At 64.0% G+C, this 26,706-nt stretch carries 26 protein-coding genes, 6 tRNA genes and 2 pseudogenes; 21 read left to right on the forward strand and 13 right to left on the reverse strand.

Annotation, left to right across the window (positions count from 1 at the left end):
- Positions 1-118: 118 nt before the first annotated feature.
- On the reverse strand, positions 119-685 hold the full coding sequence (locus GSD1FS_RS02250; RefSeq protein ID WP_155588166.1) for a hypothetical protein: 567 nt from the start codon (positions 683-685) through the stop codon (positions 119-121).
- Between the two features lie 462 nt (positions 686-1,147).
- Between GSD1FS_RS02250 and GSD1FS_RS02255 the strand changes: the two genes are divergently transcribed.
- The 13 genes from GSD1FS_RS02255 (at position 1,148) to GSD1FS_RS02315 (ending at position 9,373) form a co-directional block, all read left to right on the forward strand.
- On the forward strand, positions 1,148-2,161 hold the full coding sequence (locus GSD1FS_RS02255; protein ID WP_196424998.1) for a pentapeptide repeat-containing protein: 1,014 nt from the start codon (positions 1,148-1,150) through the stop codon (positions 2,159-2,161).
- Positions 2,162-2,195: 34 nt separating this feature from the next.
- Positions 2,196-3,077, forward strand: a complete 882-nt coding sequence (locus tag GSD1FS_RS02260) for an adenine-specific methyltransferase EcoRI family protein (protein WP_155588168.1) — start codon at positions 2,196-2,198, stop codon at positions 3,075-3,077.
- Positions 3,078-3,083: 6 nt separating this feature from the next.
- Complete coding sequence (locus tag GSD1FS_RS02265) at positions 3,084-3,518, forward strand: hypothetical protein (RefSeq protein WP_129854621.1); 435 nt, start codon at positions 3,084-3,086, stop codon at positions 3,516-3,518.
- A 30-nt stretch (positions 3,519-3,548) separates the two neighbouring features.
- A tRNA-Leu gene (locus GSD1FS_RS02270) sits at positions 3,549-3,622 on the forward strand.
- Between the two features lie 109 nt (positions 3,623-3,731).
- Positions 3,732-3,804: transfer RNA gene (locus GSD1FS_RS02275), tRNA-Arg, on the forward strand.
- Between the two features lie 473 nt (positions 3,805-4,277).
- A tRNA-Gln gene (locus GSD1FS_RS02280) sits at positions 4,278-4,351 on the forward strand.
- A gap of 168 nt (positions 4,352-4,519) precedes the next feature.
- Positions 4,520-4,579: transfer RNA gene (locus GSD1FS_RS02285), tRNA-OTHER, on the forward strand.
- 135 nt (positions 4,580-4,714) lie between these two features.
- Positions 4,715-4,786, forward strand: a tRNA-Lys gene (locus tag GSD1FS_RS02290).
- Between the two features lie 5 nt (positions 4,787-4,791).
- Positions 4,792-4,864 (forward strand) — tRNA-Trp (locus GSD1FS_RS02295).
- 286 nt (positions 4,865-5,150) lie between these two features.
- Positions 5,151-6,005: a hypothetical protein gene (locus tag GSD1FS_RS02300; RefSeq protein ID WP_155588169.1), complete on the forward strand. Its 855-nt coding sequence runs from the start codon at positions 5,151-5,153 to the stop codon at positions 6,003-6,005.
- Positions 6,006-6,105: 100 nt separating this feature from the next.
- The gene (locus tag GSD1FS_RS02305) at positions 6,106-6,699 is read left to right on the forward strand and encodes an IS607 family transposase (protein WP_129864296.1); all 594 of its coding nucleotides are present in this window, start codon (positions 6,106-6,108) and stop codon (positions 6,697-6,699) included.
- On the forward strand, positions 6,686-8,005 hold the full coding sequence (gene tnpB / locus GSD1FS_RS02310) for an IS607 family element RNA-guided endonuclease TnpB (RefSeq protein WP_129864295.1): 1,320 nt from the start codon (positions 6,686-6,688) through the stop codon (positions 8,003-8,005). The genes GSD1FS_RS02305 and tnpB overlap by 14 nt, the downstream gene beginning before the upstream one ends.
- A gap of 423 nt (positions 8,006-8,428) precedes the next feature.
- Entirely contained in the window at positions 8,429-9,373 is a 945-nt protein-coding gene (locus GSD1FS_RS02315) for an adenine-specific methyltransferase EcoRI family protein (RefSeq protein WP_155588170.1), read from the forward strand.
- Here the strand turns inward: GSD1FS_RS02315 and GSD1FS_RS02320 are convergent.
- On the reverse strand, positions 9,362-9,862 hold the full coding sequence (locus tag GSD1FS_RS02320; protein WP_034258263.1) for a hypothetical protein: 501 nt from the start codon (positions 9,860-9,862) through the stop codon (positions 9,362-9,364). The two genes, GSD1FS_RS02315 and GSD1FS_RS02320, sit on opposite strands and share 12 nt — an antisense overlap.
- A gap of 441 nt (positions 9,863-10,303) precedes the next feature.
- Positions 10,304-10,927 (reverse strand): hypothetical protein, encoded by a 624-nt coding sequence (locus tag GSD1FS_RS02325; RefSeq protein ID WP_155588171.1) that lies wholly within the window; start codon positions 10,925-10,927, stop codon positions 10,304-10,306.
- Between the two features lie 595 nt (positions 10,928-11,522).
- Here GSD1FS_RS02325 and GSD1FS_RS02330 point away from each other — a divergent pair.
- Together GSD1FS_RS02330 and GSD1FS_RS02335 are read left to right on the forward strand one after the other, a co-directional pair.
- Entirely contained in the window at positions 11,523-12,920 is a 1,398-nt protein-coding gene (locus GSD1FS_RS02330; protein ID WP_155588172.1) for a DNA cytosine methyltransferase, read from the forward strand.
- 98 nt (positions 12,921-13,018) lie between these two features.
- Complete coding sequence (locus GSD1FS_RS02335; protein ID WP_155588173.1) at positions 13,019-13,795, forward strand: hypothetical protein; 777 nt, start codon at positions 13,019-13,021, stop codon at positions 13,793-13,795.
- Positions 13,796-13,875: 80 nt separating this feature from the next.
- On the opposite strand, the gene GSD1FS_RS02340 is transcribed toward GSD1FS_RS02335, so the two are convergent.
- Positions 13,876-14,436 (reverse strand): hypothetical protein, encoded by a 561-nt coding sequence (locus GSD1FS_RS02340; RefSeq protein ID WP_155588174.1) that lies wholly within the window; start codon positions 14,434-14,436, stop codon positions 13,876-13,878.
- A 23-nt stretch (positions 14,437-14,459) separates the two neighbouring features.
- The gene (locus tag GSD1FS_RS02345; RefSeq protein WP_155588175.1) at positions 14,460-14,960 is read right to left on the reverse strand and encodes a hypothetical protein; all 501 of its coding nucleotides are present in this window, start codon (positions 14,958-14,960) and stop codon (positions 14,460-14,462) included.
- Between the two features lie 135 nt (positions 14,961-15,095).
- Here GSD1FS_RS02345 and GSD1FS_RS02350 point away from each other — a divergent pair, with 135 nt between their 5' ends.
- On the forward strand, positions 15,096-15,476 hold the full coding sequence (locus GSD1FS_RS02350) for a hypothetical protein (RefSeq protein WP_054320835.1): 381 nt from the start codon (positions 15,096-15,098) through the stop codon (positions 15,474-15,476).
- Between the two features lie 76 nt (positions 15,477-15,552).
- Here GSD1FS_RS02350 and GSD1FS_RS02355 read toward each other — a convergent pair whose 3' ends face one another.
- From GSD1FS_RS02355 to GSD1FS_RS02385, 6 genes and pseudogenes are all read right to left on the reverse strand, one after another.
- The gene (locus GSD1FS_RS02355; RefSeq protein ID WP_210766383.1) at positions 15,553-16,938 is read right to left on the reverse strand and encodes a hypothetical protein; all 1,386 of its coding nucleotides are present in this window, start codon (positions 16,936-16,938) and stop codon (positions 15,553-15,555) included.
- A 618-nt stretch (positions 16,939-17,556) separates the two neighbouring features.
- A complete protein-coding gene (locus GSD1FS_RS02360; protein WP_196424999.1) occupies positions 17,557-18,474 on the reverse strand; it encodes an RNA-guided endonuclease TnpB family protein in 918 nt (305 codons plus the stop codon).
- Positions 18,475-18,503: 29 nt separating this feature from the next.
- Positions 18,504-18,632: pseudogene (locus GSD1FS_RS10365) on the reverse strand (helix-turn-helix domain-containing protein); the annotation flags it as partial.
- Between the two features lie 14 nt (positions 18,633-18,646).
- Positions 18,647-19,057: a hypothetical protein gene (locus GSD1FS_RS02370; RefSeq protein ID WP_155588179.1), complete on the reverse strand. Its 411-nt coding sequence runs from the start codon at positions 19,055-19,057 to the stop codon at positions 18,647-18,649.
- A gap of 48 nt (positions 19,058-19,105) precedes the next feature.
- Complete coding sequence (locus GSD1FS_RS02375) at positions 19,106-19,549, reverse strand: hypothetical protein (protein ID WP_155588180.1); 444 nt, start codon at positions 19,547-19,549, stop codon at positions 19,106-19,108.
- Between the two features lie 300 nt (positions 19,550-19,849).
- A complete protein-coding gene (locus tag GSD1FS_RS02385) occupies positions 19,850-20,275 on the reverse strand; it encodes a hypothetical protein (RefSeq protein WP_155588182.1) in 426 nt (141 codons plus the stop codon).
- Positions 20,276-20,858: 583 nt separating this feature from the next.
- Here GSD1FS_RS02385 and GSD1FS_RS02390 point away from each other — a divergent pair.
- Positions 20,859-21,842 (forward strand): hypothetical protein, encoded by a 984-nt coding sequence (locus GSD1FS_RS02390; protein WP_155588183.1) that lies wholly within the window; start codon positions 20,859-20,861, stop codon positions 21,840-21,842.
- A complete protein-coding gene (locus tag GSD1FS_RS02395) occupies positions 21,835-22,137 on the forward strand; it encodes a hypothetical protein (RefSeq protein ID WP_155588184.1) in 303 nt (100 codons plus the stop codon). Before GSD1FS_RS02390 ends, GSD1FS_RS02395 begins: the two co-directional genes overlap by 8 nt.
- Before the next feature lie 83 nt (positions 22,138-22,220).
- Here the strand turns inward: GSD1FS_RS02395 and GSD1FS_RS02400 are convergent, their stop codons facing one another.
- Complete coding sequence (locus GSD1FS_RS02400) at positions 22,221-24,704, reverse strand: hypothetical protein (RefSeq protein WP_155588185.1); 2,484 nt, start codon at positions 24,702-24,704, stop codon at positions 22,221-22,223.
- Positions 24,705-24,760: 56 nt separating this feature from the next.
- Between GSD1FS_RS02400 and GSD1FS_RS02405 the strand changes: the two genes are divergently transcribed.
- Both GSD1FS_RS02405 and GSD1FS_RS02410 read left to right on the forward strand, forming a co-directional pair.
- The gene (locus GSD1FS_RS02405; protein WP_155588186.1) at positions 24,761-25,258 is read left to right on the forward strand and encodes a hypothetical protein; all 498 of its coding nucleotides are present in this window, start codon (positions 24,761-24,763) and stop codon (positions 25,256-25,258) included.
- Positions 25,259-25,269: 11 nt separating this feature from the next.
- A complete protein-coding gene (locus tag GSD1FS_RS02410) occupies positions 25,270-25,548 on the forward strand; it encodes a VRR-NUC domain-containing protein (RefSeq protein WP_343030163.1) in 279 nt (92 codons plus the stop codon).
- Here the strand turns inward: GSD1FS_RS02410 and GSD1FS_RS02415 are convergent.
- Positions 25,509-26,474: a hypothetical protein gene (locus GSD1FS_RS02415; RefSeq protein WP_155588188.1), complete on the reverse strand. Its 966-nt coding sequence runs from the start codon at positions 26,472-26,474 to the stop codon at positions 25,509-25,511. The two genes, GSD1FS_RS02410 and GSD1FS_RS02415, sit on opposite strands and share 40 nt — an antisense overlap.
- A 32-nt stretch (positions 26,475-26,506) precedes the next feature.
- On the opposite strand from GSD1FS_RS02415, the pseudogene GSD1FS_RS02420 reads away from it, so the two are divergent.
- Positions 26,507-26,706, forward strand: a pseudogene (locus GSD1FS_RS02420) (hypothetical protein); the annotation flags it as partial.

The raw sequence follows: 26,706 nt of genomic DNA on the forward strand, positions 1-26,706 counted from the left end.
GCTTGCGCACACGGCGCAATGGCAGTCCATGCAGTCCATGCCATGGGTGGGGTTGCCGCAATACTCACACATGTTCTCATGCTCCTTGTCGTGCAATGGTTGTTGACGGGATGCGTCCTCACCAATCCATGGTGGTGTGGGCGAGCAGGCGGGCCTGGGTTTGCACCTGCGGGTCGGGGTGTTCGGTGAGGTCACGGGCGGCGCGTGTGGCCAACCGGGGGTCGCCGGCGCACATGGCCAGTATCATCAGTGCGGTCGGCTGGTCCACTGTGTGTCGTGCGCTGGTGGGGTCCATCACCTCGCCCATGTCGAGCATGTGTTGGAACGCGCCCACGGTATTGGTGTGTTCCAGGGAGCGGGCGAACCCGTCCGGGTCGAGGACGGCGAGCTGATCGTACAGGTTCAAGGCCACATCATGCTGTTGCAATCGGGTCAACCCATGCGTGTCCAGTTCCCCGTGGGCGATCATGTCACGGCACGCGCGGCCACGCACGGTCGCATACGGGTTGGTGTGCGCCATATGGGCGACGTCGCACCGATGGCCACGCATGATCGCCTGTTCCATCATGCGCATCATGTCCTGCACCTGCGGATCGGTGAATCGGTGGGAGCACACGTCCATGGCGGGCGGCTGTGGTGTGTCGGGCAATGGGGTGATGGGTGGCAGCTGGTGTTCGGTGACCATCTGCCGGTAGGTGCGGGCGCAACCCAGGGTGTGGAGTTGGGTGTGCAGTTCGTGGGGTGTGTCGCCGTAGTGGTGGGCCAGATGGCGGGTGAGGTCATGGCGTTGCCCATCGGCCAACATGGTGGGGGACACGGCCCCGCGGGTGATGCGTTCATGCCATGCACGGCCGCGGGTCAGGCTGTCGGGGTGGTATAGGGCGGTGCGTTCCAATGTCCGGTCGTCCACTTGGGGGCCGTTGCCGGTGTGCTGGTCCAGGTGGGGCAGGCCGGTGGGGTCGGTGGGGTGTGTGGTGTATTGGCCGCCCGTACCATTGGGTGCGCCTTTGGGTTTGCGTGGCTGCATCATCGCCGCCTTCCTTGCCATGCCAGGGTGGTGCCGGCCTTCTATGCCCTTGTGGCGACGGTTTGTCGCATAGCAGGGGGATGGCAAACAAGAGTTCCGATCATGCGAAGGACGGGTGTGATGACACAGCCACGCAAACCCAAGGGCGCGCCGAACAGTGCGGGCGGCCAATACGACACATACGCGCACAACAACCGGGAGTCTCTGCCCGCATTGGACCGTGAGCTCGCGTGGGAACGGGAACGCGGGGAGGGTGGCCGTGTCGAACAATCGCAACAACCAGCCCCGCCCATTGGTGGGAGCGATGTGGGGTATGGGCGGGTGGACCCGTACCTGCCGTCACCGGTGCGCGCCGATCTGGTGGAAGGGTCTCGTATCAACGGCGATCTGGGGGCGATCCCATTGCAGTTCCGTGACCTGACATGGAGCGAATGGGATCGGGTGCGGATGGGGGGCGCGAACCTCAACGGCGCGAACCTCACGGAAGCCCGGTTCGACCGGGTGGATGCGCATGATGCGAACTTGGTGCGTGCCGATCTGACCGGCGCCGTCATCCGGAACAGCAGCCTGCGTGGCGTGCGGGCGGCGGGCGTGGATCTGCCCCATGCGCAGGTCACGGACACGGATATGCGCGGCGCCGACTTGCGTAACGCGGATGTTGATCATGCGGCACTGCGCAATGTGGACTTGTCTGGCGCCCGGGTGGAGGGTGTGGCGTTCCACCGGGTGGACACGTTGTCGAATGTGGATCTGACCGGTACCGGGTTGACCGGTGCCAGCGGCACGTTCGATGGGCTTGGTCAGATGAGCGTGGTGTTGGGGGACCGTGAGCAAGGGGTGTGCCGCTATGAGCGGACGGTCGATGGCACCCATGCCGGGTTCTATCCGCCCACCCCCGTGGGTGAACCGTTGCGGCACCCGGACATGCAGGCGTCCACCCAACGGGGTGTGTCCCCGGTGTGGGAGTCCCGCCAGGACATGGAGATGGCGGTGCACGCATGGGGGTTGGGGCCGGATGCGGTGCGCGTGTTGGACGCGCACGCCGATTACGAGCATGGGGTGTGGCGGGATACGGACATCGCGTTGTGCGCGGCCACGGTGGACACGATCGGCGGCAAGCCCGTCACACAGTGACCTGTTAGCGTGTTGGGCCGCATAGTCGGCTTGTATGGTCAATACGAATATGTTGCGTGCCCGGCGTGGGGAGAGCACGGACGAGTGGTACACCACATGGCCGGTCGTGGACCGGGAATTGTCCCGGCACATGGATGGGTTGCGTGGCATGCGGGTGTATTGCAATTGCGATGGGCCGGAGAGCATGTTCGCCCAATGGTTCGCCATGCATTACACCCAATTGGGGTTGGCCGGGTTGCGTCTGTCACGGTTCAACCCGGCCTCGCATACCCTGTTCGCCCCGGACGCCAGCGGGGACACATGGGAGTGGGATGGAGCCGGTTGGGTGCATGCACGGTTGCATGGCGACGGGTCGTTCGACAGTGTGGAGTGTCTGCGGTTCGCCGCCCAGGCGGATGTGGTGTGCACGAATCCGCCGTTCAGCCTGTTGGGGCAGTACCTGCCGTTGATGGTGGAGCATGCGCGGCATGTGCTGGTGTTGGGCAACATGAACGCGGTGAAATACCACGGGGTGTTCCCGCTCATGATGGGTGGCCGGTTGCGGTTGGGGTATGACACGGGACGTATGGGGTTCATGGTGCATGGAGAACGGCCGGCGGTGTTGAGCACCGCACGCTGGTTCACCACCCTGCCCGTGGAACGCGCCCCGTTCCACCCTCAGGGCACGGGGGAAGGGTTGCCGGTGTTCGATGCACATCCGGATGTGGTGTGTGTGGATCGGTTGGTGTTGCTGCCGGACCGGCCGGGCTTGTATGGGGTGCCGGTCACGGTGTTCGACCGGTTGCCGGACCCGTGTTGGCGGGTGCGGGGGTTGTTCACGTCGGGGACGCATTCGTATGGCATGGGGCGCCATGGTGGGTGGCCGGGAACGGTTCGCCCGCGTGTTGATCGAACGCCTCCCCGACTAGATGGTTAGGAGTTGATGGTGATGGAAACCGTGGAGGAGCAGAAGGCGAGGATCGCGCGCATGCGGCGCCCGTTCAGCAAGGCGCGGTTGGCGTGCAAAGCCGCCAAGGATGATGTGCAGGCTATCTCGTCACTGTTGGACATCGCGATGGGGTGGGAGGATGTGCACGATGATGAGGACCAGCGTGTGTTCGACGCGTACCGTGTGGTGTTGGACGATCTGTTCCTGCAGGCGCAGACGAATGTGAAACTGGGCGACGAGTATGCGGATGAGGATGTGCGCCAAGGGGTGCGGACGGCCGGTGAGTTGGCGGATGTGCGCCAATGGTTGAGTTGGGCGCGTTGGTATGGGCTGCCTCAGTTGCATGAGCGGTATCTGCGGCATATGGATGAGGAGTATGACATGGATATGCGGGAGGCCGAATCGTTGGACCGTTCTTGGGACGCATAGTGGGGTGTGCCGGACGGTTGCCCGGTGCTGGTTCCCCTGGCCCAACTGGTAGAGGCGGCGAGCTCAAACCTCGCTGGTTGCGGGTTCGAATCCCGCGGGGAACACGAAAGAAGCAGTCCGGTCATCGGCTGTGATGCCATATGCATGTGGAGAGGGATGGAGCACCTGACCATCATCCCAACCCCTGGGGTAGGCGGGGGTAGGTGGCCGATTGCCTTCGTGGCCCAGTGGATAGGGCGTCCGCCTCCGGAGCGGAAGGCCGCGGGTTCGAGTCCCGCCGAAGGCACGGGTGCCAGATGATGGCCGTCATCTGGTGCTTACGGAATTGGCTGAAACGCCCTAGGGTATGGAGGGCAAGGCACATCCGGGCTTCACAGCTGGGTTAGTGACCCAACGGACGGTGCGCTTAAAACGGAGCTTACGCACACCGTACCTTGGCGCTGCCGGTGAAATCGAATCCGGCATTCCGGCCTTACACCCTGTTTGATTGGGGTGTGAGTGGCCTGTTGGTGTAATGGCAGCACGCCGCCCTCTGTGGGTGGAGATCCAGGTTCGAATCCCGGGCGGGTACGCAAGGTACGCCACCCGTCGGGCGTGAGGGACACGACGGGCACCGGACCCATGTGGCGGGTCCCCGCGGCATCCACCCTGTCGTGGCACAGCAAGCGTTTGCGGGTGGTCGCAATGGCGGGCGGTGTCCGTCACATCCGGGCCGGCGGGTGGCGTCCAGCGAGTGGGTGGACGCGCAAACCGGCATATAGGCGGGTGGTGCAATTTGGCAGCACGACGGTCTTTGGAACCGTATGTTGCAGGTTCGAATCCTGCCCCGCCTGCGAACCATCCACGGAGGTGGACACACCCCTGTGAACTCTCTGTAGTGGAGGGGTCGAAGGGCTGGTCCTGGCGGCCGCCGGTTCGTGGATGGCTGTCTGGCCGAGCTTCGCATACGAAGCCGGAGGCCTGCGGCCGGACATTGGCGGACAGGTTGATCGCCGTCCGTCAGGGGTGTAGCTCAAATGGTAGAGCGCTAGCGGATGCTGGTTCGAGCCCAGCCGCCCCACGTGCGGGCCTTGGTGCAGGCTCGTCCCGATCCTATTAAAGATCGAAAGGGTCGAAGACACGCCATCTTCGGCAACACCATAAGGCGATGGTGAACGCATCCCGCATATGCGCCGATCATAACGGTGGGTATGCGCGAGGCTGTAGCTCAGCGGAATAGAGCACCGGACGTTTAATCCGGGGACGCGGGTTCGAATCCCGCCAGCCCACGAATACGCGGATAGCTCAGTTGGTAGAGCGGCGGTCTCCAAAACCGCAGGCCGGAAGTTCAAACCTTCCTCCGCGTGCGAACCGCCCCACGGGGCGGGCGGCTTGCCCGACCGGCAGGGTCGCACCATCCGAGGGGTGCGGCTGAATGCCGGCCGGGGGTGGGCTGCGATCCTGTGGGATGGTTCCGACTGATTCTAGATACTCAGTCGTTGGGGAGCCAGTGGTTCCCATAGCTGATCTACCGGGTGTAGAAACAGTCCCCTGGGGTCGTCGGCAACCACCGGCGGCCCTTGCCCAATCCCGACCCCATGCTTGTTCTTCGGCAAGGACGGTATGGCGTTGTGGGGTGTGACGCATAGAGGCATGGCGACCCACAACATTCGAGGAAACGAGGGCGAGCAACGCATGGGCAACATGGACCATATCAACAGCGGCGACGAGACCGCCATCATCCCTGTCATCGACATGGCGGCCACCAAGGAGGACACATGGGAGGACACGGCCCGTCCACGGTTGCCGCGCACGGGCTTCGGCGGCTATCAGCCGGCCGCGGTGGACGCGGCGATCGGTGATTACGAACGCCGGTTGGGCCAGGCGAAATCCCAAGCGAACAGCGCATGGGCGCAACATGACCTGGTGGTGGCCCAGCAACGTGAACTGATCGAGGAGAACAAACGGTTGGCCACGCACAATGAACAGTTGCGTGACCAGTTGGAGCAGGCCCGGCATGATGCGGCCAACAGCATCGAGGCGTTGGCGAAGCAACAGCAGGGGTTCGTCAACGATTGCCGTGCGCGCGGCGAACGGCTCGTCCAGGAGGCGCAGCAGCAGTGCGACCAGTTGACGGCCCGGGCGCAACAGGAGGCGGACAAGACCGTGGCGGCCGCCCACACACAGGCCGACCAAATGGTCGCGTCCGCGCAGCAGACCGCGAAGGAGTTGACCGAACGGGGACAGGCGGCAGTGCAGGAGGGTGAACGGCAGGCGGCGCGGATCGTGGAGGATGCGAACCGGCAGGCTGAACAGCAGGCGCGTCAGGCTCAAGGGGAGGCGGACCGGATCGTCAAGGACGCCACGGCGCATGCGCAGCAGGTGCAGGCTGAGTGCGACCGGATGGTGGCGCAGGCCCGTGAGCAGGCGGCGCATGCGAAGGGCGTGTACACCGAGTACATGGAGAAGCTGCGCGCGTTGGCGGATAAGCTCAACAGCGTGGTGTGACACCCGCATGGGAACAAGATAGCGCGCACGCCACGAGGGGCCGTTATCTGTTGGTGTATGAGTTTGTTTTGCGTGGTTTGGATATGTTATACTTGGTTTCATGTTGGTGAAGGAATGGGCGGCCCGTGAGGGGTTGCATCCGCAGACGGTGTGGAAGTGGTGCCGTGAGGGCACGATGCCCGTGCCTGTGGAGCATACGCCGACCGGTATGTGGCTCATCCACGACCCGAAATACGAAACCAGGTCGTGCGCGACGCCCGACGGTTCGCGCACGGTGTGCTATGCGCGCGTGTCCAGTTCAGACCAGAAGACCGACCTGCAACGTCAGGCCGACCGGCTCAAGGCGTTCGCCCTCGCCATGGGCGTCGAACACCCTGAGGTCGTCATGGAAGTGGGGTCAGGCATGAACGACAAGCGGCGCAAGCTCAACCGTCTGCTGGCCGACCCGGGTGTGGGCACGATCATCGTGGAGCATCGTGATCGCCTTGCCCGTATGAACGCGGGATTGGTCGAAAGCGCGTTGAAGGCGCAGGGGCGGCGCGTCATCGTCGTGGACGACGAGGAGCTGGACGACGATCTGGTACGGGACATGACCGAAGTGCTGACCTCGTTCTGCGCACGCCTGTATGGACGCCGATCAGCCAGGCATCGCGCGGAAAAAGCGTTGGAGGCGATGCGCGATGACCTCGTATGAGGCCGTCAGGGTGCGGCTCGACCCCTCGCCGCGACAGGAGCGTCTCATGGAATCCCATGCGGGCGGGGCGCGCTACGCGTACAATCTCATGCTCACGCACGTCCAACGCCAGCTCGCCTTGGGCGAGAGGCCCGATTGGACGATGTACGCGATGCGTCGATGGTGGAACGAGTGGAAGGACGAGCTCGCCCCATGGTGGCGCGAGAACAGCAAGGAAGCGTACAACAGCGCGTTCGAATGGCTGTCCCGGGCGTTGAGGAACTGGTCGGACAGCAGGAAAGGCAGTCGCGCGGGCCGCAGGGTCGGCTGGCCGAAATACAAGTCGAAACGTTCCAGCGTCCCGCGTTTCGCATACACGACGGGTAGCTTCGGCCTCATCGACGGCGACCCCAAGGCGTTGCGGATGCCGCGCATCGGACGCGTGCACTGCATGGAGAACGTCGCCCGACGCGTACATGGGGGACGTGTCGTGCGCATGACCGTCAGCCGCCACGCGGGCTTCTGGTATGCGTCTCTCACCATCGAACGACAATCCGCGGGCACCCGCCCGAAGACGGGAAAACGGGAAAGCGCCAACCATCCGGTCGGCGTGGACCTGGGCGTCAGGACACTCGCCACCCTGTCCGACGGCACCACGTTCCCCAACCCCCGCAACTACGTGAACGCGCAGCGCAGGCTCCGCCACGCGCAGCAGACGCTGAGCCGACGAAACAAGGACATGAGCCACGGGCGCGGATCGAACCGATGGAACAGGGCGTTGGCGCGCGTGCGCCGCATCCACGCGCACATCGCCGCACAACGCGCCGACCATATCGGCAAACTCACCACATGGCTCGCCACCAACTACACGGACATCAGTATTGAAGACCTCAACGTGCAAGGCATGAGCCATAACAGGCGGCTTGCCAAACACATACTGGACGCGGACTTCCACGAGTTCCGCCGCCAACTGGAGTACAAGACCGCACGCGCCGGCACGAGACTGCACGTCATCGACCGGTGGTATCCAAGCAGCAAGACATGCAGCCGCTGCGGGACGGTGAAAGCCAAACTGCCCCTAAGCGAACGCGTCTACCATTGCGACAAGTGCGGGCTTGACATGGACCGCGACCTGAACGCGGCCATCAACATCATGGTCGCCGGGAGTGCCCCGGAGACCCTAAACGCACGCGGAGGGGACGCAAGACGCGACCGACGCAAGCCGGCCGCGCAGACCCCTGCGAAACGTGAACCAAGCAGCCAAAACAATGGCATGAGACTTGGAGCTGGCCCCGGCAACGAGGCCATGCAAACTACAACAAACTAGTTTGCAACGGCACTCCACCATCCCATTGGCGGGCTTGTGGGTTTTCCACCACGCCCGGTCACGGGCCCGCAGTTTGGCCCGCAACCCCCGTAACCGCTCATCCAATGCGGCATCATCCATGGGTTCGGGGCGCATGGCCTCATCATGGTAGAGCACGGCGGGCAACGCCATCCCGTTGGCATGGTCCTGCAACCATTGCACCGCCTGGCCGGTGTCCGCGCACACCACATCCGCGTGCATGGCCACCGGCATGGCATCCAACCCCATGGCATGGCGTTGTTCGGTGACCAGCTGTTGCACCTGCGCCAATGTGGCGTCCGGGCCCAATGTGAGCACTTCCATATTCCACCGCTCCTTGCCCTACCGATCAAACACATTCGACGGGTGTGATGCGTCCTGTGGTTGGACGCATCAGGCCGGGGCATGACGAACAGCTCGCTTCTGGCCGCGCAAGCGAACGCGGACGATGAATTCTACACACCCCTGTTCGAGATAGAACACGGTCTGGCGCCATACCTGGACCGGTTGCGGGGCGCGCGCATCCTGTTGAACACCAACGACGGGCAATGGAGCATGTTCTGGCAGTACCTGACCGGCCGGTTCCACGAGTTGGGGCTGCGGGAGGTGGTGAGCATGGAGTACAACCCCGATCATGGCACCCTGTTCGCCCAACCCGGCGACACCGGGCGTCTGCACCATTATGACGGACAGCGCATGTGGGTGGAGGACACGCATGACAGCGGCGGCTTCGACGCGCCCAGCGGCCTGGACGCGTTGCGCCACACGGACGTGGTGCTCGGCAACCCGCCCTTCACCCGGTTGCATGACTACGTGCCCCTGTTGTTGGCCACGCCGGTGGATTGGCTGATCGTCGCGAACATCCACTGCGTGCTGTACTCACGGATCCTGCCCGCGTTCATCCAAGGACAAGTGCGGGTGCGCGCCGGCAACGGGGGCATGTGGTTCAGACTGCCCGAGGGCCGTACGGCGCATGCGCGCATGCGGCGTGTGGACACGGATGGGCGGCCCATGGTGCGGGTGACGAACACGGGATGGTTGACGAACATGCCAACCGAACCGGCCGTGTTCACGCCCACCCACCGGTATGACCCGCACACCAACCCCCTGTATGACACGATCAACGCGGTCGACGCGCCCAGCCGCAACCTCATCCCTTGCGATTGGGCGGGGCGTGTGGGTGCGCCGGTGAGCATCCTCAACCGGTGGCCGGCCGGCTACCGGCCCATAGGGATGCTCAGCACCGGGCACGGCCCCTTGGACCATGGCGCGCCCATGGTCCAAGGGCGTGCGTTGTACAAACGCATCCTGATCGAACCGGGCCCATGGCCCGGTGTGTTAGAGCAATAGGTCGTCATGGACGGTCACGTCCAAAAACACCACCGTCCCATTGTCCACGACGTATCCCAACCGGGGTGCGCTGGGCATGCGGCTGATGGACGTGCGTTGCACCGGCAACCCATGCCAGGTGCGTGTGGGCATACCGGCGCCGGTGCCCGCACGCAACGGGTGCGTGCCACGCGCGAAGGAACATGTGTCCAATCCCAGCAGCACCTCCACCATCACATCCACCGTCTTCCACCGGTCCGCGCTGTGCGGCCACTGCTCGAACGAGTCCGCATACCGCCATTGGGCCGGCAGGGGCCGGGAGGGTTTCTCCGCGGCCGGGATGCGCTGCAACCACCGATAGCGGACCATATAATCGAGCCGTTCACGCCAGTCCACACTCCACTGGTCCGGGTCGGGCACCAACGCGCGCAACCGTTCCAGTTCGCGTTTCTGCTCACGCACCCGTTCGCGCATCTGCCGCATCGGCTGCGTGTCATCCGCCCGCGGCATACGCGCCGGCGTGGAAGAGACGCTGGTGTTGTCACAACCCAAAACCCATGGATCAAAGAGGGTATGTCGTCTCCTTCCATGGGCCGCCAGTAGCGCGAGCGCCCGTCGGGGCGCCATGCGCGGATGGTGCCGGGGGTGATGTACTGGTTTCCGGCGGCTTGGTTGAAGGCGCGTTGCGCGTCCCATTGCAATCGGACGATGTCGCATACGTGGTTGAACCGTCGGGCGAGGAGGGTCAGGTCGGTGGGGTCCTGGTCGTGGTAGGGGACGATGGCTATCAGGGGGCGGGTGCGGTGGTGGAGGGTTTTGGCGAGTTTGTCGCCGTCCGTCCATTGGTCCAATCGTTGGTACAGTACGGTTGGGGTGTCATTGTGCGCCATGGGGGGCTCCTTTGTGTCATAGGGTGTTGCCTCCCATGGGTATGCGTCCGCGTACGTGCGGTCAGGTGGTGATGGGCATGGTGTCCGCGGATAGGGTTGTGGGGCGTGGGCTTGGTGGGGTGTGGCCGGTGGTGTGGTTCCATGCACTGGTGATGGCCCATTGCGCCACGGTGCGGGGGATGCGCGCCTGGTCGCGGTGCAACTGTGTGTACAGCCATGCCGCGGGGGATTGGCTTGGGGCCATGAGCCACATGCTGCGGGTGTGTGGGGTGCTGTAGGGGAATGGTTGCCAGAACATGTCGACCATGTGGGGGTTGTGGCTGGTGTGGTCCTGGATGAGCATGAGCATGGCGGTGAGTGCGGTGGGCAGTTGCATGTGGCTGTGTGCGTTGAGGCGTTTGGCGGGCAGGTAGTAGTCCGTGTGCAGGCGTGCTCCGCCCAACGTGTCCGCCAATTCGATGGTGCGCATGGGGGTGAGGGTGTGGGGTGCGCGTGTGTGGAACAGCATGCCCGCCTCCCCGTAGGTGCGCCATCGTTCGAGCATGGTGAGCAGTCCGGTGAAGTTGACCACGTCGACACTGGGGTAGTGCAGGCCCACCAGGCGGAGCAGTTCGTGGCGCCATGGGGCGCCTTGCATCATGGGTGGGTTGGGGGTGGTGGCGTGTGGATCGGTTGGCGTGGTCATGGTGGACGGGGATGCGTCCCATGGTGTTCTCCCGTTTGCCGTGTGGCACCCTAGAGGGGTGGGTTTTGTTTGGCTGCCGAAATAACAATACAATGGTCAATGCATTGGTTTTTATGTTGCGGCTGGATTGGTGACGCAGTGACATCCCATGTTTCTTCACCGACCTGCAACTGTCTTCACCGACTTCTGACATAAGTCACCGAAGAAACATGGGTTTCTTCACCGACATTGAAAAGTCACTGAAGGCTCCCAAGCCTACTGACGATTGAGGTTTATGAAGTTTCTTCGGTGACGCACCGACTTTTAAGGTCTTTCTATAGGGGAGCCGATTCCAAGGGTTCCTTTATGAACCCACTGCGTCGGTGAAGAAAGTTGTTTTTGGGGCTCTGAACTTCAATCGGCAGTAGGGTTGAGCACTCTTCACCGACATCACTGCGTCGGTGAAGGGTGCCCTGGGGCCACTGAAGCATGCCGCCGTTGCCAACGGGCGCCGCAACCGGGACGGACGGTTATTTTTCCCCACCGTCCCTGTGTTTTTCGTTGGCATTGTTTTTGTTGGCGTGGGGTGCGGGGTGGTGACGCATCGCCAGCGGGCATGGATACCAGCAAGGAACACACACACCCATCGGCCACCCCGTTGTTGAGCCTGTTCTCCGGGTACGGCGGTCTGGACATGGGCGTCGAACAGGCGTTGGGGCCCATGCGCCCGGTCGCCGTGTGCGACATCGAACCGGGGCCCACCGCGATCCTCGCCGCCCACTGGGACGCGCCCAACCTGGGGGACATCACCCACGTCGACTGGCAGGGGATGCCCCAAGTGGACGTGGTGTGTGGCGGCAGCCCGTGCCAATCCATGTCCTTGGCGGGTTTGCGCGCCGGCATGAAACACGGCACCCGTTCGGGGTTATGGTCCCACCAGTGCGATGCGATCGAAACATTGCGGCCCGCGTTGGTGGTGTGGGAGAACGTGGCGGGCAGCCTGTCCGCCGTGGCGTCCAGCCAACAGGACGTGCATATGGCGGACGCGCGCGGCCGTTTGCTCGCCGAACACGGGTTGTGCGGTTGCATGGAGCCCCGCCCGCCCATGGTGGACGGGTTCACCCCGCACACCGGGGAGGGCGCGGGCCGTATGGACGACCAGTTGTTGGACTGGCTGCGCGCCCACCAACTTTTGGGTGAGGCGGGCCAATACCAATGCACGCAATGCGGGTTGCCCCTGTTCGAGCATGCCAACGGCCAATGGTTGGCGGGGGACGCGCGGTTGGACGGTGCGCACACGGGGTGCACGATCCGCGCGTTGGGACGTGTGTTGGGGGATCTGGCGAACCTGGGCTATGACGCGGTATGGCACGCCATGTTCGCCTCCGACACGGGTGCGCCCCACAAACGCCTGCGCGTGTTCGTATGCGCCTGGCCACGCGAACCCAACCCAGCCGATCCCACTCCCGCCAATGCGCGTCTGGCGCGCCTGGCAAGCCTGGGCCCCATGCGCCCTGAGGGCATGCCGTTCGCCACATGGGACCGGGATAGGGACGTGTGGTGCAATCCCATGGGCGGTGACCTGTTCGACGAACCGGCCATGTTCACGGACCCGTGGCCCAAGCACGGGATCATGGCCGAGGGGCGCGCATGGTTGGCGCCGGCCGAATGGGTGAACCAACCCGTGCACGACCCGGGGTTGCAACCGGCCGGCAGTGGCAATGGCATGGTGATGTACACGCCGAAGGCCACGGACGCGGCCAGTGACCTGCCCGGCGTGTCCGGCCGGCCCCTGTCGGGGTCGACGTTTTTGGCGACGCAGGTGCGCCTGTTGGATTTCCCCGGACGGATCACCAACAGGCAACGGCGATTCCGTGACCGGTTGCTGCCCACCCCCAGCGCCGTGTACGACGCGGACAAGGCCGGCAACCAGGCCACCAGCCGGTACCGGGCGCACACTGGGCGTCAATTGGGGTTGTCGGACATGGTCAATCTCATGGGAGAGGAGCAATGATGGCGTATCCACGATTCGAAGGGTCCACCAGTGGGTTTCTGCCCACACCACGCGCCCGGGATGCGAACGGGTTGAATCAGCGGTGCAACCAGGAGTGTTTGGAGGGCGCCGTCAGGTTCGGCATGCCGTTGATGCTGCCCACACCGAACACCATGGACATGCTGCCCGCCCGCACGGGCGCCGCCCGGGACCGTATCCTGCACCGTGGCCGGGCCAGTGGCATGGCGTGCGAACAGACGGGCAACGTGCGTGAAAGCGTGATGATGATGACCCCGGACGGGTACGGGCGGTACGGGCGGTTCACGCCCGCGATCCGGGTGTGGGAGCGGACGTTGGGCCGCACGGCGCCCAGTCCCACCTGCATCACACGCGTGTTGCGCCAATGGGTGCGCCAATTGCCCACGGAAGGGCTCACACCCGGCTGGTTGCTGCGCCATGCGCTGACACCCAACCGCCCCAAAGGCGAACAGTGGGTGACCATGCCGATGCGCGGGCGCGTCATGGCCATATGGCGCCAATCGGGCGATGTGTCCGCGTTGCTGCCGTTGGATGTGTGGCAGGCCATCTGGGCGGACCGTGTGGGCGAGGATGTGGTGTTGGACGCGGACATACTGCCCCAACCGTGTGTGTTGCAGGCATGGGAGCGGCTGTCGGGCCGTGCCCTGCCGGCGAGTTTGACGTATCTGTCACCCGTGTTCGTGGAGTGGATGATGGGTTTGCCCGCCGGGTGGGTCACCGACCCGGAGCATTGGCGGGGCGTGGAGGGCAACCACCGCAACATGATGATCCGCATGCTGGGCAACGGGGTCGTGCCCCGCCAGGCCGCCGCCGCCATCGACTGGTGCCTGGGGTTGCGCGAACACCTCAGCCAATGAACCTGCATAACCCAAAGAGGGGGGTGTATGGGTGTATGGAACCGGCCCCATACGCCCCTACACCCCCGTTACAGGTGTGATCATACGATGCCGAGGATACGTTCGCGGGGGTAGGTGATGGTTGTGCCGAACAGGGTGGTGACCGTCACCAGTCCCGTGGCGGGCGTGTCATAGTCGATGGCGGTGTACGTTCTGGTGGTGATGGTGTTGCCCCACACGGCGTTCAGCTGGTGGTAGGCGTGCCGGGTGCACAACACCGCGATGGGGCGTTCGTCCAACGCGGCGGTGGGGGAGAGCGTGCCGCCGCCGGTGGCATACATGATGAACCGGTTACTAGTGGCGGTGGTGCGTTCACGCAATTCGAACAGGTTCTCCCTGTCCGGAGCCTTCGTGGCGGTGACGATGTGCTCCCCATATGCCCCATTGTCGTCGCATGTGAGCAGCAGATACGATTCACCCTCTTTGACCCGGCGCACCCGGTCCGTCCAAGTAATCGACCGGCGCGCCTGCTTGGCCAACCGGTCGCGCATCCACTCCGGCATATCGTTCGCATTGCCCATGATCGTCAACCTTTCTTGCATTGTGGTGGTGTTCGCGTATGCACCCCACCCATGCGTCCCCGGCCCGGGCATCGTGGGCATGGATGCACATTGCATGGCCGGGTTCATGCCATGACCGCATGGCTACGCATGCCCACGGACGCGCCCACGGCGGCGAGCGCTGCAAGGCTCGGCACCGGTTGGCTGGCATCGAGGTGTGCGGTATGCTCATGCAATGCCTCCATGTCATCGGTGAGCCATGCCAGCCACATCGCCAACGCCGTGGCCATATTGGCGTGTTCGGCGCACACGCCCCGCATCCGTTCGGCGAGTCCCATGAGACGCCTGTACCCGGTGGCGTCAATTGGGGCGAGCCCCTCGCAGATGGCGTTGAGCGTCTCTTTCACCTGCTGTTTGTTGCCGGGCGTGTGGGGGTGTTGGGCGAGGTCGAGCGTATCGGTGAGCGTCCTGGTGGGCGTCAGGGCGCACATGATGAGCGCGTCACGGGCGGCGATATCGTCGTCGATCAGCGCGGCCAAGGCACACACCGTGGTGTCATCGACGGGCGTGCCATGGGTGAGATGGTTGTAGGTGGCGGTGATGAGTGTGGTGGTGTTCCGGTCCATGATGCTCGTGCTCCTTACGGTGGACGGTTGGCATGGTGCATGCGTCCGCGCCCCGTCATCGCACCACGGGGACGCATGAGCCATGCCACGGGCAGCCAACACGGGCCGCCAACAGGAAAAAAGGGGGGAGCGGCCATGGGCAACCACAACCAACAGGGGCATGTGCATGAGGGCGAACCATACCCATACGACCTGCCCCACAATCCCGCATCACAGGCGTTGCGCGACGAGGCGGCGCACTACATGGAACTGGCCGGACGGTTCACGGACTGGCTGTTCGACCACACCGACCATCCGATCGACCTGCTCGCAGGCGACCCGGACGCCATCCAAGAGGCCACCATGCGCGAACGGCTGATCGCCGACCAAGCCAACACCTACCAAAGCCTGGCACGCCAACGCCTCGCCAGCGCACGCCGCGACGAGTGGCGCACCATATACGGAACCGAACCATACGAATGGCCCCATTGCCAGCAATGCCACAAGGATGCCGCACAAGCACGCCATCAATACTGACCCGCCCAAGGCCACGGGACACACAAGAACACCCCACCCGCCTTCAAATATGGGTGGGGTGTTCTTGCGCACGCGGTCACTCAGCCCCCATCGCCCCATCGATATGCAAGACGATCGCGGACGCCACCGTGCGGGCTGTGGCCAACGGCTGACCGCCACCGGGCATGGTGGCGATCTGCTGGGCCCAACGGCGTGTCTCCGCCCGATCGCCCACACCGCCAACACAATCGGCGTACAACCGCACCGACGCGGACAACCAAGCCGCCCCTTGCATATCATCCGCATTGCTCTCCACACACGTCAACACCGTGGACAACGCCCGCGCGTTGCGTTGGGCGCTCGCGTCGGGATGCGCGGCCAATTGTTGGACCAGGGTCTGTTGCAATCCCACGCCCTCGCTGGCGGCCTTGGTGTTCATCTGCCCGGTGAGCATCTCGACCGTGTGGACCGGATCATGGTTCAACCCCAACGCGATGGTGGACAGGGAGTCCATGTCCCCGGTCGGGTCTGGCGCATCCAGCACACGGAGCGTGGATTGCCGCACTTGTGTGGTGAGGGTGCCGTCATTGCCCGTATACGCGGCTTCGCGCATGCAGATGACATTGTTCAGGTCACGGCCCGCATATTGCGCGTTGCGTTCGTTCTGCCGGTACATGTCCATGTTGAGGCGCGTGTCATGGTCGAGGTCGGTGTCCGTTTCGTTGGAGCGCCCTGTACCCCACACGTATTGTTCGTACGCCTGCTCGCTGTTGTTCATCGTGACAATCTGCATGGGAGACAGGTTCTCCATGTGCAATCCGGGGTGCCGGCACGACAGTTCGTACGCGGCGCGCACATACAAGGGTTGGTCACCCCACGCCTGCTCCCATTCATGTTCGCCCACGAACCCGTCCGGGGTGGCGTGCACCGTTTCACCCGGGTTGAAATCCATGGATTCGCCGGATTGTTGCGCCAATTGTTCGCCGGTCCGGCGGACACGATCCGCAACCGTGGCGCCGATGGGCTCGTCCAAATCGTAATCGTCCTCGTCCTTTTCGGTGTAAAACACGTACGCGGGGTGGAAACCACCCGCATCATAAGCGTGTTCGATCTCAGCGGGGCTCATGTGGGCGACCTCGTCCGTGGTGTACTGGCCGTTGTCGGCGAGCATCCATGCTTTTTCCTCCAACGGGTGCTCGTCCCACACGTCCCGCCAATCGTCCTCGGTGACGTAATCGCCGAAATCGTTGATCCGGTAACACCCGCCAATGGGCAGATCGTCCCAGTCCTGCTTGCGGTCGAACAGTTTTTCCGCGATCTCGGCGGTCTTGTCGATGAACTGTCCGCCCACGGGTTGGGTGGACACGTCCAACGCGGGCAGGCCCATGTCCGTGTGGTTCATATGGTCGAATTGGCCTCCCGTGCCATTGGGTGACCCTTTGGGTTTGCGTGGCTGTGCCATGATCATCATCCTTCCCGACATATGGTGTGCGTTCACCCACCCTCTATGCGACCGGAAAGGGGCAATCAGCAGCGGGGTTGAGCGGCCGAGGAGGAGTGTCCTCGCCTGTATGGGGACATCCCCGTCGAAGTGGGCGCGAACGGCGAGATGCGGGGAGTGTCCTCGCCTGTATGGGGCGACTATGAGCCGGAGCAACCGGCGTCACGTCCAACGGAGTCTCCACTCGCGTGTGGGGCGTCCTCCAGCCAGCTCCAGTGCCTCGCATGTAGGGAGTCTCCACTCGCCATGTGGGGGCGCCCTACTGCGGTGACGATGATATGCTGCACCCAGTGGGAGTCTCCACTCGCGTGTGGGGCGCCCCCTGTCCGAACCGTTGAAAAACCAAGGTTCATCATCATCGGGGAGGCCCGAACACCTTCGATTCGCCCCATGAGCATGTGGACATGACCGTCTTGCGACGGTCAGCTTCAAGCCTCACACCACCACTACGATGGTGGCTGCTTGATAGGCGCTTCCCAGTACCCGTCCAACGATCCTAAGGTGGTTGGCATTGGGTTCTCCACGCCCGTTGTCCGTATCCCCACACCAAGAGTGCGGTTCGTATCCTGCACAAGCCTCTTATGCAGCTGTCTGTTGTGGTTATGCGTCCGGCGACGGTCCATTGGCAAGACGTTGCGCCAACGCCATGGCGTCCACATGCTGTTCAACCGTCATTGGTTCGTGCATGTGCACGATGGCGCCGGTACGTGCCGTTTTGTACGCCAGTTGGCGGGTGAACTCGGCGAACGCGGCGTCCGCCAACGGTTGGGCGAGCACATGGTGTCGCATGCCGCGTGCCAGATGGATGCGTTGCACATGGATCACGCCATAGTGTTCGGCCAACCGTTTGCTGGCCGCATGCAACGCGTTGTCACGCAACGCCTTGACACGCTTGTGGATGCGGGCGACCTTGCGTTGCTGATCCAGATAACGGACGCTTCCGGGGGTTTTGCGCGACAAATCACGGGAGGCTTTTCGCAGATCAGCCAACGCATGCCGGTAAGGCCGGGGGTTGGTGAGCCGGGTGCCGTCGGACAGGGCGATGTACTCGTCCAACCCGAACACCACCCATACTTCGGGTTTCGTGTTCACGGGCGGTGTGGGGGTGGGTGTTTCGCACAGGATGCTCGCATACCAACGTCCCGCCTCACAACGGATCGTCGTGGTTTTGGTGGCGCGTCCAGCCACCAGCCGTTCGACGTTGCGCAATGTGTGGACGCGGCCGATGCGGGGCAGTTTCACGCCGTGCGCGTCCGGGATGGTGATAGTGCTGAACGCGAACGCCTTGGCCGCGGCGCGCGGTTTGAATTTGGGGAATCCTACCGGGCCGCCTTGGCGTTTGCCGGACAGGCTTTTGAGGAAGTTGGCGGATGCGTGGCCGAGGTTGTCGAACGCGCAGTTGAACACCTGCGAGGCGACCTCGGGCCACCACGGTGCCAACGTGTCGCGGTTGGCGCGCCACCAATAGCCGAACTTGACCACATTGTTGTCGATCTTGACAAGGTCCTTCTTGGCCACCCCGCCTCGATCTGCGCCTTGCGTTCGTCCAGTTGTCCCTTCATGTGCGCCAATGCGGCGTTGTACGCGAAGCGTGCCGCGCCCGCGTACATACGGAACATGCGCTCCTGCGCGGGCGTGGGGTCGAGCGGGACTTTCACCGCCTCGTAATCGGCCATGGGTGGATTCCTTTCTAGAAGTACCGCAGCAGGTCCGGTACGGTCAACCCGTGCGGCGGCGAAACGTGGTCATGCATGTATCGCGTGCACACCTCGCGCATGGCACGGTCGGGCATGCCTTGTTTCAATGCCTGCAGTTGCATTTCCTCCAATTCGGCGCGCAACTGTCCATGCGTCCGCCACCATGCCTGCGCGCGTCGTTTGATAATCGACGGCCGTGTGCCGCGCCGGCATGTGGTGGTTTTGTACCCGTGTGCGCGGTATGCGGCCGCCGCGGTGCGGTATCCATATCCTTGCGCATCGTCCACGATGTCGCTGGTGGCCGTGTCCACAAGCCGCCACCGGGTTTCCATGTGGTCGAAATCGTACCCGTCCCCGGCTGGGACCGTGACCGTATAGGGGACGGCTTTGAGGTTGCCGGTCATGATGCCTCCTTTGTGCTTGCGCACCCCGGTTATGCGTCCCGCTGTCGTTTACGCATCTATGTCGTCGCCGTACGGCAACCCGGAAGCGACCAACGCGTCCTCGAACATGGGGGTCCCGCCACGGCCCTGTGATTGGTGCACGTTGGGCACATGGGAATCACGGATGCGGTAGTGGGTGAAGAAATCCTCCATGATGTCGGCGTGTTCCTCCCATGTCTGGAACTGCCATGCGTGGAACGTGTGTCCGGCGAAGGTGAAGTATTCGCCGTCCTTGCCTGTTCGGATGCTGCGCTGTCTTGTGAGGGTGCGAAGCCCCCTCTTCCTGACCGTGAAAAGCACCTTGCGCGCCTCGGCGTCGACCTCGTCGATGGTGCACAGAATGGTGCTGAGCGAATTGTTGGCCGTGTCTGCACGGAACCTGCCGGGCAGGTGGTGTGCGCGCACGATGTCTTCGATGATGGCCGGCGCCTGCGTGTTGGTGATGATGGTCATGATCCCCGTCCTTTCCCGTGTGTGGTGTTGGCGGATTCATGCGTCCGCGCAAAGTTGGGACGGTGCGGGGGGGGAGAACTGCGCCCGCCCCGGCCGGACGGTGGGTCCAACCGGGGCGGGCGTGGAAAACAGGCTGCCGGCACGGGAAAATATGCCAGGCAAACATGGACCATCATAGCAAAGGCCGCCACATGAGAGGGTCAGGGGATGATGGTGGTGTGGCTGAACAACGCCAGACGCAACCGCATGCTGGCCGGCAGGGTGCCGTCCGGGCGGCGGGTGACGGGACGGTTCGCATCCTCATCGTTTGCGTTTGCGGACGGGGTGGCGTGATTGGCGTGGGGGAGCGGGGCGTGCTGGCTGGTTCTCTGCATGGTGTGTTGTGGCCTCATGATCGTTGTCCTTGCCGGTAGGGGTGGGGGTGTGGTTCCAGTCGCGTACTGTGCGGCGGGTCTGCCAGATGAGGAACAGGGCGCACCATATGAGCATCTGGTCGAACGCCTCACCGTAGAGCATGATGCGGTACAGCACCGTGATCCACGGCGCCAACGCGACCACCACCACAGCCATCACGATCCTTCGTGTCATCAGCCGGCCGCGTGGAGAACGCATGGCATGCCATATGGTGGTCGCCTTATGGCCGATCCATGCCGGCCATGCGCGCCAACCGTGCGCACGCCGTGCGCCCGCGTCGGCCGACTGCGTGTCGTGTGGGGGTGTCTTCATGCCCCACCCTATGCGTCCGGGGTGCGCCACCAGCATGCACGACAACACACGGCATGCAAATAATGACACCGATAATACTGTACTGCAGGAGGGTTTTATTCCATGTTGGGCGGATGACATGGGTCGCGGGCGCCAACCACACGTTTCACCGACCATGCAGGTATCTTCACCGACGCAGTAATGTCGGTGAAGAGTGCTCAACCTTACTGCCGATTGGTGTTAGGGGCTTCGAAAACAAGTATCTTCACCGACGCAGCGTGTTCATAAAGGAACCCCCTAAATCGGCTCCCCTATAGAACGACCTTAAAAGTCGGTGCGTCACCGAAGAAACTTCATAAACCCTTTATGGCAGTAGGGTTAGGAGCCTTCAGTGACATTCGAATGTCGGTGAAGAAAGTTAGGTTTCTTCACCGACATCACTCGCACGGTCGGTGAAGATAGTTGCAGGTCGGTGAAGAAACATGGGATGTCACTGCGTCGCCGATTCTGACGGACACAAAAACCAAACCATTATGGTTTGCATTGTTTACCCCTCCGGTTCGGATAATAACTTGCAAGGAGAGCAACGGCATAGGGGATGGGTATGTTCGATCCCAGTGATGACAAGTATTGGGCGATGGGCAGCCAACTCAACTGGTGGGACTCCACGTTGGGCTACCGGCCGGCATGGCTCACCGATCCCACCCAGGCCAGGCAGCGCCTGCAACGGCGTCTGCCCCTCGTGTTGCGCGCCCTCGCCTTGATCCATGAGCACCGCACCGTGGAAACCAGCCAACTGCACGCTTTGGACCCGCAACTGCCCGCCAACCCACGCGCCCTGATCTACATGGACATGGCATCCATGGGCTTGGTGGACGTGGGCTACCCGTTGTCCATCACCGGGCGCGCATCCAGCACCCCCGGCTATACCCCCTTCACCGCATGGCGCCTGCCGATCCACACCACCATCGAACCCGTGCTCGACCAGTTGGGATGCACCCCGATGCAAACGGCCGCCATAGGGCCAGGCCCGTTGCGTGGCGCACGCCAATACGACAGGCACAACCTCATGTGCGCCACGTTGAGCATCACCGCCCGCCAACACGGTTGGCGCACCGTGGGGGAATTGTACGGACGGTTCAGCCTGCTCACCGGCGACCCGTTGGCCGGCCACGGCGGTCCCGATGTGACCCTCATCGGCGAACACCTGCGCGTATGCGTGGAGTTGACCGCGAGCGCGAATTTCTCCCTGACAGGCAAGTTCGCCCGGTGGGATCGGATGTTGGCGTATGAGGCGTGTGCGGATACGCATGTGGTGTGGGTGAACGCGGCGCGTACGGATAGTCTGCTGACCCAATTGGAGGGGTTGTGCCGGCAGCGGGCGCGCCATCATGCGGCCGATTGGCGGGTGTGGCGTGACCGGTTGGAGACGGTGGATGGGTTCACGCCAAGCCCGGGTGCGCCCCGACGGGCGGATGGTGGGTGGGCGCGCGGCCAGTTGGCGCGCATGGTGTCCGCGTTCGGGTTGGACGGGTTGGACGGGTGGCGGATCCCCGCCATGTTGGATCCGGGGGTGTTGTATGACTGACGCATTGGGGCGGGGCATGACGAAGCAGAATATGGGTGATGGAACGTGTTTGGCCGGTCTGGGGGCGCCTGAGTTGTTCGGTGCGTTTGCGGCGGGCCATGATGATTATGTGGTGTTGGCGGATGCGTGGCGTGCGTTGGAGCATTTGGATCCGGTCCAGCGGCGCCGGGTGTTGGACGCGTTCCGTGTGGTGGGCCGTCTGGCGGGCCCGGGTGATGGGTTGGCGGAGTGCATGGGGGTGTGCGCGGTCGTGATGGATCAGGCACGGCGTGCCAACACACCCCACTGCCCATAATCCACCGCCGGTACCAGATGCGATAGGGGGTGTGGTTCCCATCATGGGGATCACACCCCCTGTTTGTGTTGCCGGTTGGCGGGTTATTCGTCCCGCATGCTCACCCCGTCACCATTGGTGGGATCCGGGGTGGTGTGGCGGCGGCGCGTGATCATGGTCGCCGTCAGGGCGCCCAAACCAACCACGGCGAGTGCCACGCTGGCCCAGATGAGCACGCTGGTGGTGGTGCCGGTGGCGGCCAACGCGTCCTTGACCTGGTCGACCGGGGTCTTGGCGGTCACATGCACACGGTAGGTGACGGTGACCAGCCCGTCGGCGCTGACCGTTTCGATGGTCGCGTCATGGCCGTGTTTGTCCATGCTCACGCTCATGCCGGTCATCTTGTCGAATACGGGGGTGAGCACATACCGGTCGGGGTTGTCGACGGGCACGGTGTACTCCAACCGGTCGGGGGTGAACCCGTCAATGGGGGTGCCGTCGAGTTTGATGCCGGTCAGGCCCGCCCGGTGCGTGTCGTGGGTCAGGTAGGTGACGGTGAGCGTGGTGCGCCCGTATGTGGTGTGGTCGGCGGCCAGCACGTCCAGATCGTATTTCCATGTCATGCCGTGCATTCGGGTGCCGGTGGGTTGCACCACCTGTCCGGCGTACGAGCGCCATGCCAGCACGCCATGTTCGGGGATCGTGAACGTGGTGGCATCCTGGGGATGGTATTCGCCATTCAGGGTGTACCCGTAGGACACGAGTTTGGTGTTCGTTTCACTGGGGTTGGCCTTGTCGGACACCTGCCCGGTGGGGGTGGGTGGCTCGAACCTTTCGTCCGCGGTCTTGTCGGTGTGTTCGCGCACGAGGGTGACGGTGTAGGTGCGGGTGGAGCCGTCCGGGCCGGTGACCTGCCAGGTTTGCACCGTCGTGTACGCCGTCTGCCGGCTGGCGCCCGCCACGACTTTCACGCCCGTGCCCGCCACGGGGGTGACCGTGACCTTCTCGCCCTGTTTCGCGGTGATCGTGTACGCGGTGACCGTGGGTTTGAACCCCGCCAGGGGTTGGCCGTTGACCATGAACCCCTCCAGGACCGCCAACGTGGGGGTCGTGTCCTCCGCGGGCGGGTTGAACGGTTGGCGTACGGTGACGGTGCGTGCCACGGGCGTGGTGCCGGTCCCGTTCAACCGGTCGACCGTGTACGACACGGTGAACACCCGTTCGCCGTTGGAGCCCAGGCTGTTGGCCACATGCGTGTCGCGCACGGTGTTCGCGGTGGGGTCCACCCCGCCGACGGTCAACTGGTAGCGTTCGCCGATGCGGGTGTTGTCCAACGCATCCAACGTGATGGCCTCGGGCAGTGCGGTGGCGTCCCGCATGCCACTGGACCACACATCCGTAGTGGCCCCGTCCCCGTTGGTGGCGGTCAGCGTCAATTGGGCGGACGGGTCGTAGGTGTGGGAGGCGGTGACGATCACCCGCACCACGGTGCCATGCGCATCCCGGCCCGTGTAGGTGATGTCCCGTGTCCAGGTGCGTTTGCCATGCTCGCCTTGGGCGAGAGTGACGGGCCCCAGGGTGGCGTGCAGGCGGGTGCCGTCCGACAAGGTGGCGTCGTGGCCCTCCCATGCGGTCACATCCGTGACCGCCCCATTCGCACCCCGGGTGGAGCCCAACAGGTTGGCCGCGTCCGCGCGTGCCGTCCACACGTTGTCCGTGAGGGTGAACGCGGTGGGTGGTGTGGACAGGCCGTCCACATGGACGGTGGTGGGGGTGCCCGCCGGTTCGGCCACATGGACGGTGACCTGTTGGCCGCTTGGGGTGGTGCCGTGCAATTCGCGTTCCATCACACCCACACCCAACGTGTCCGCGCCTTGGGTGAACACCGCGTCCGGGCCGGTCAGGGTGAACGACTGGCCGTCAGGGCCGGTGACGGTCAATTGGTCCTTGGGGTCGCTGTCCATGGTCAGGGTGAACGAGTCGGTGGCCTGGTCATAGTGGAGTTGTTCGCCTTGGAACGTCCACTTGGCCGTCGCCAACGCGCCGATCGCATGCTCCAACCGGGTGCGGGCCGTGTCGAACCGGGTGGCGCTGGCCGTGTCCACATCCACCTGGCCGGCTTCATCCAACGCGGCCTGCAACGCGGCCCATCCGGCCGGCAGGTATTCGTGTTCGTCCAATGCTTGGGCCCGTTGCAGGGTTTGCGTGAACTGGCGTTGCTGGACGCTGGTGCCGCGCATCGCGTCCAACACGGTTCGCAGTTGCACGTCCGCTTGTTCCAACCGGTCCGTGTCCGTGTCTGTGTCGGTGAGCAGTTGGCGTGCGGTGGCGGTCAGGGTGCGCAACCGGGCTGCGGCTTGCGTATCCTCATACGTCAATCCACGATCCAGTTCCTGTTCGGCCGCCCGCACCGTGCTCTCCAACCGGTCACGGGTGGCGTCCTGCGTGTCCGTGGCACTCGAAGTGGGGGTGGGGGTGGGGGTGGTGTCGGTGGCGTGCGCCGGGGCGACGGTCATGCCGGCCGCCAACACGGCGGCAACAGTGCCCATGGCGACCGGGCGCCACGGTTGGGATAGGTGCTTGCTCATACGCGGTTCTTTCCCCGCCAACCCAACGCGCATATTGCACAATCGGGGTGACGGCAATGGTGTTGTCCAATTACCACCGGCCACACCCCAAGGGGGTGGCCCGGCTGCATCCCCCCTATGCGCCCAAAACCACACCGGACGCATACCTTATGGTCATGCACTGGTATGACGAGTACTGTTCCCACCCCGGCCAAGGCGCGTACAGCCCTTATGCGCCCGTACGCGCCCTGGCCGCCCGGACCCAACCGTTGCCGTTGCGCACCCAAATGCGCCTGGCCCACGACCCCATTCCCGCGGTACGCCAAGCCTTGGCCGCACACGACCCGTTGCCCGCACCTGTCATTGACGAGCTGTCCTGGGATCCCAATCCGCGGGTGCTCGCCACGCTCGCCGAACACCATGCGTTGACCGGCGAACAACACACCCGCCTGTTGCAGTGCTTGGACCCGGCCGTGTGCCGTGTGCTGGGACACGCGGACATGGCGGCCGTGCTGGAGCAATACACGGCCGGCTGGCAACCGGACCGGCCCGGCAAACATCGGGGGCGGCCATGAGGGAACGCAGTGTGGAACACCGGTTCACCATGTTGGCGCGCCAACATGGCGGATGGGCGGCCAAATGGGTGTCACCCGGTGTGGCGGGCGTACCCGACCGGATCCTGTTTTTGCCCGACGGGCGCATGTTCCTCGTGGAGTTGAAACAACCCGGAGGCCGCACGCACGGCACCCAACCCGCCATCCACCACAAGCTCGAACGGTTGGGCCACCATGTGCATGTGGTGTCCGACCCCGACCTGTTCTTCCGTCAATTCGTCGACGGGGCGGGGGACGGGCCGGAACCCTGACCCGTCCCGCTGGCCGTGTCCAACAGGTTGCCATGCCACCGGTTCATGTACTCACGCAACCCGGGCGCATCCCCCGGCGCACCCCACGCGAGGATGCGTGGTGTGCCGTCCGGGTCGGCCAACAACAGGTCGAACCCGTATTGCACCGGTTGGTTGTCCCGGCCCGTCATGGAGATCGTCACCCGTGCGAACGCCCTATCACTGGTCTGGTTCTCCTTGTCGACCTTGCCCATGTCCGCGTACGCGACCCGGTCGACCGTCGCGGACTGGAATTGGCCGGCCAATCCCAACGGCTGGTACACGCTCGCCGGATCGGGGTCGGCCATGATGACCTTGAGCCGGTCCGCGTCCGACCCGGTGAGCGCCTGCGCCCATTGGGTGACGAGCGTGGAGAGCGCGTCCGAGCCTTGCGCGTCCTTGATCGTGCCGCTCCAGCCGACCGTCCCGTCCGGGGTGAGCGTGTCGGGCACCGCCACCGGGCTCGCGTTCGGATACCCTATGGGCGTGCCGTCCCGGTTGACCGCCACGGCCACCCGCCACCAGCGCGCCCCGTTGGCCACCGTCAGCACATGCCGGTACACCGCACCGCCACTGGTAGGGGTGCGGGTGGCACCGTCCCAACTGACCACCCGAGCCTGGGCGCCCAACGGGTGCCCCGTGGCCAACCATTGCTCCGTGATGCTGTACGCGGCCTGTTTGCCGGTCTCATTCAACGACACGCCCTTGGGTGTGGCCGGGGTGGGCGTGTTGGATACGGTGAAGGCCGCGTACACGGCCAACAACAGGGTCACCCACGTGACCAGCCGCCACCAGCGTGTGCGGGACGCCTGGAGTTTGACCAGTTGCACATCCGGGTCCGGTTCACGCTGTTTGGTCGGATCCGCGAACCATTCGTCATCATCCTTGTGTTTCCTCCACCAAGCCATGCCGGCCGTCTATGCGCGCATAGACGGGGGATGTGAACACAAGCACACCACCACGTCACGGACGGGTGGTGTTGAGGAAAGGCGAACACCATGAGACAGGTCACCTTGGCCGCGGCCCGCAAATCGTCCAACCCAGCCGGCAGGCCATCGAACAGGCATGCGGCTACATCGAACAGAACGCCACGTTGAAGACACTGCTGATCATCATCGGCGCCGTGTTCCTGATCATCAC

Source organism: Bifidobacterium canis, assembly GCF_009727065.1.
Classification (GTDB): Bacteria; Actinomycetota; Actinomycetes; order Actinomycetales; family Bifidobacteriaceae; genus Bifidobacterium; species Bifidobacterium canis.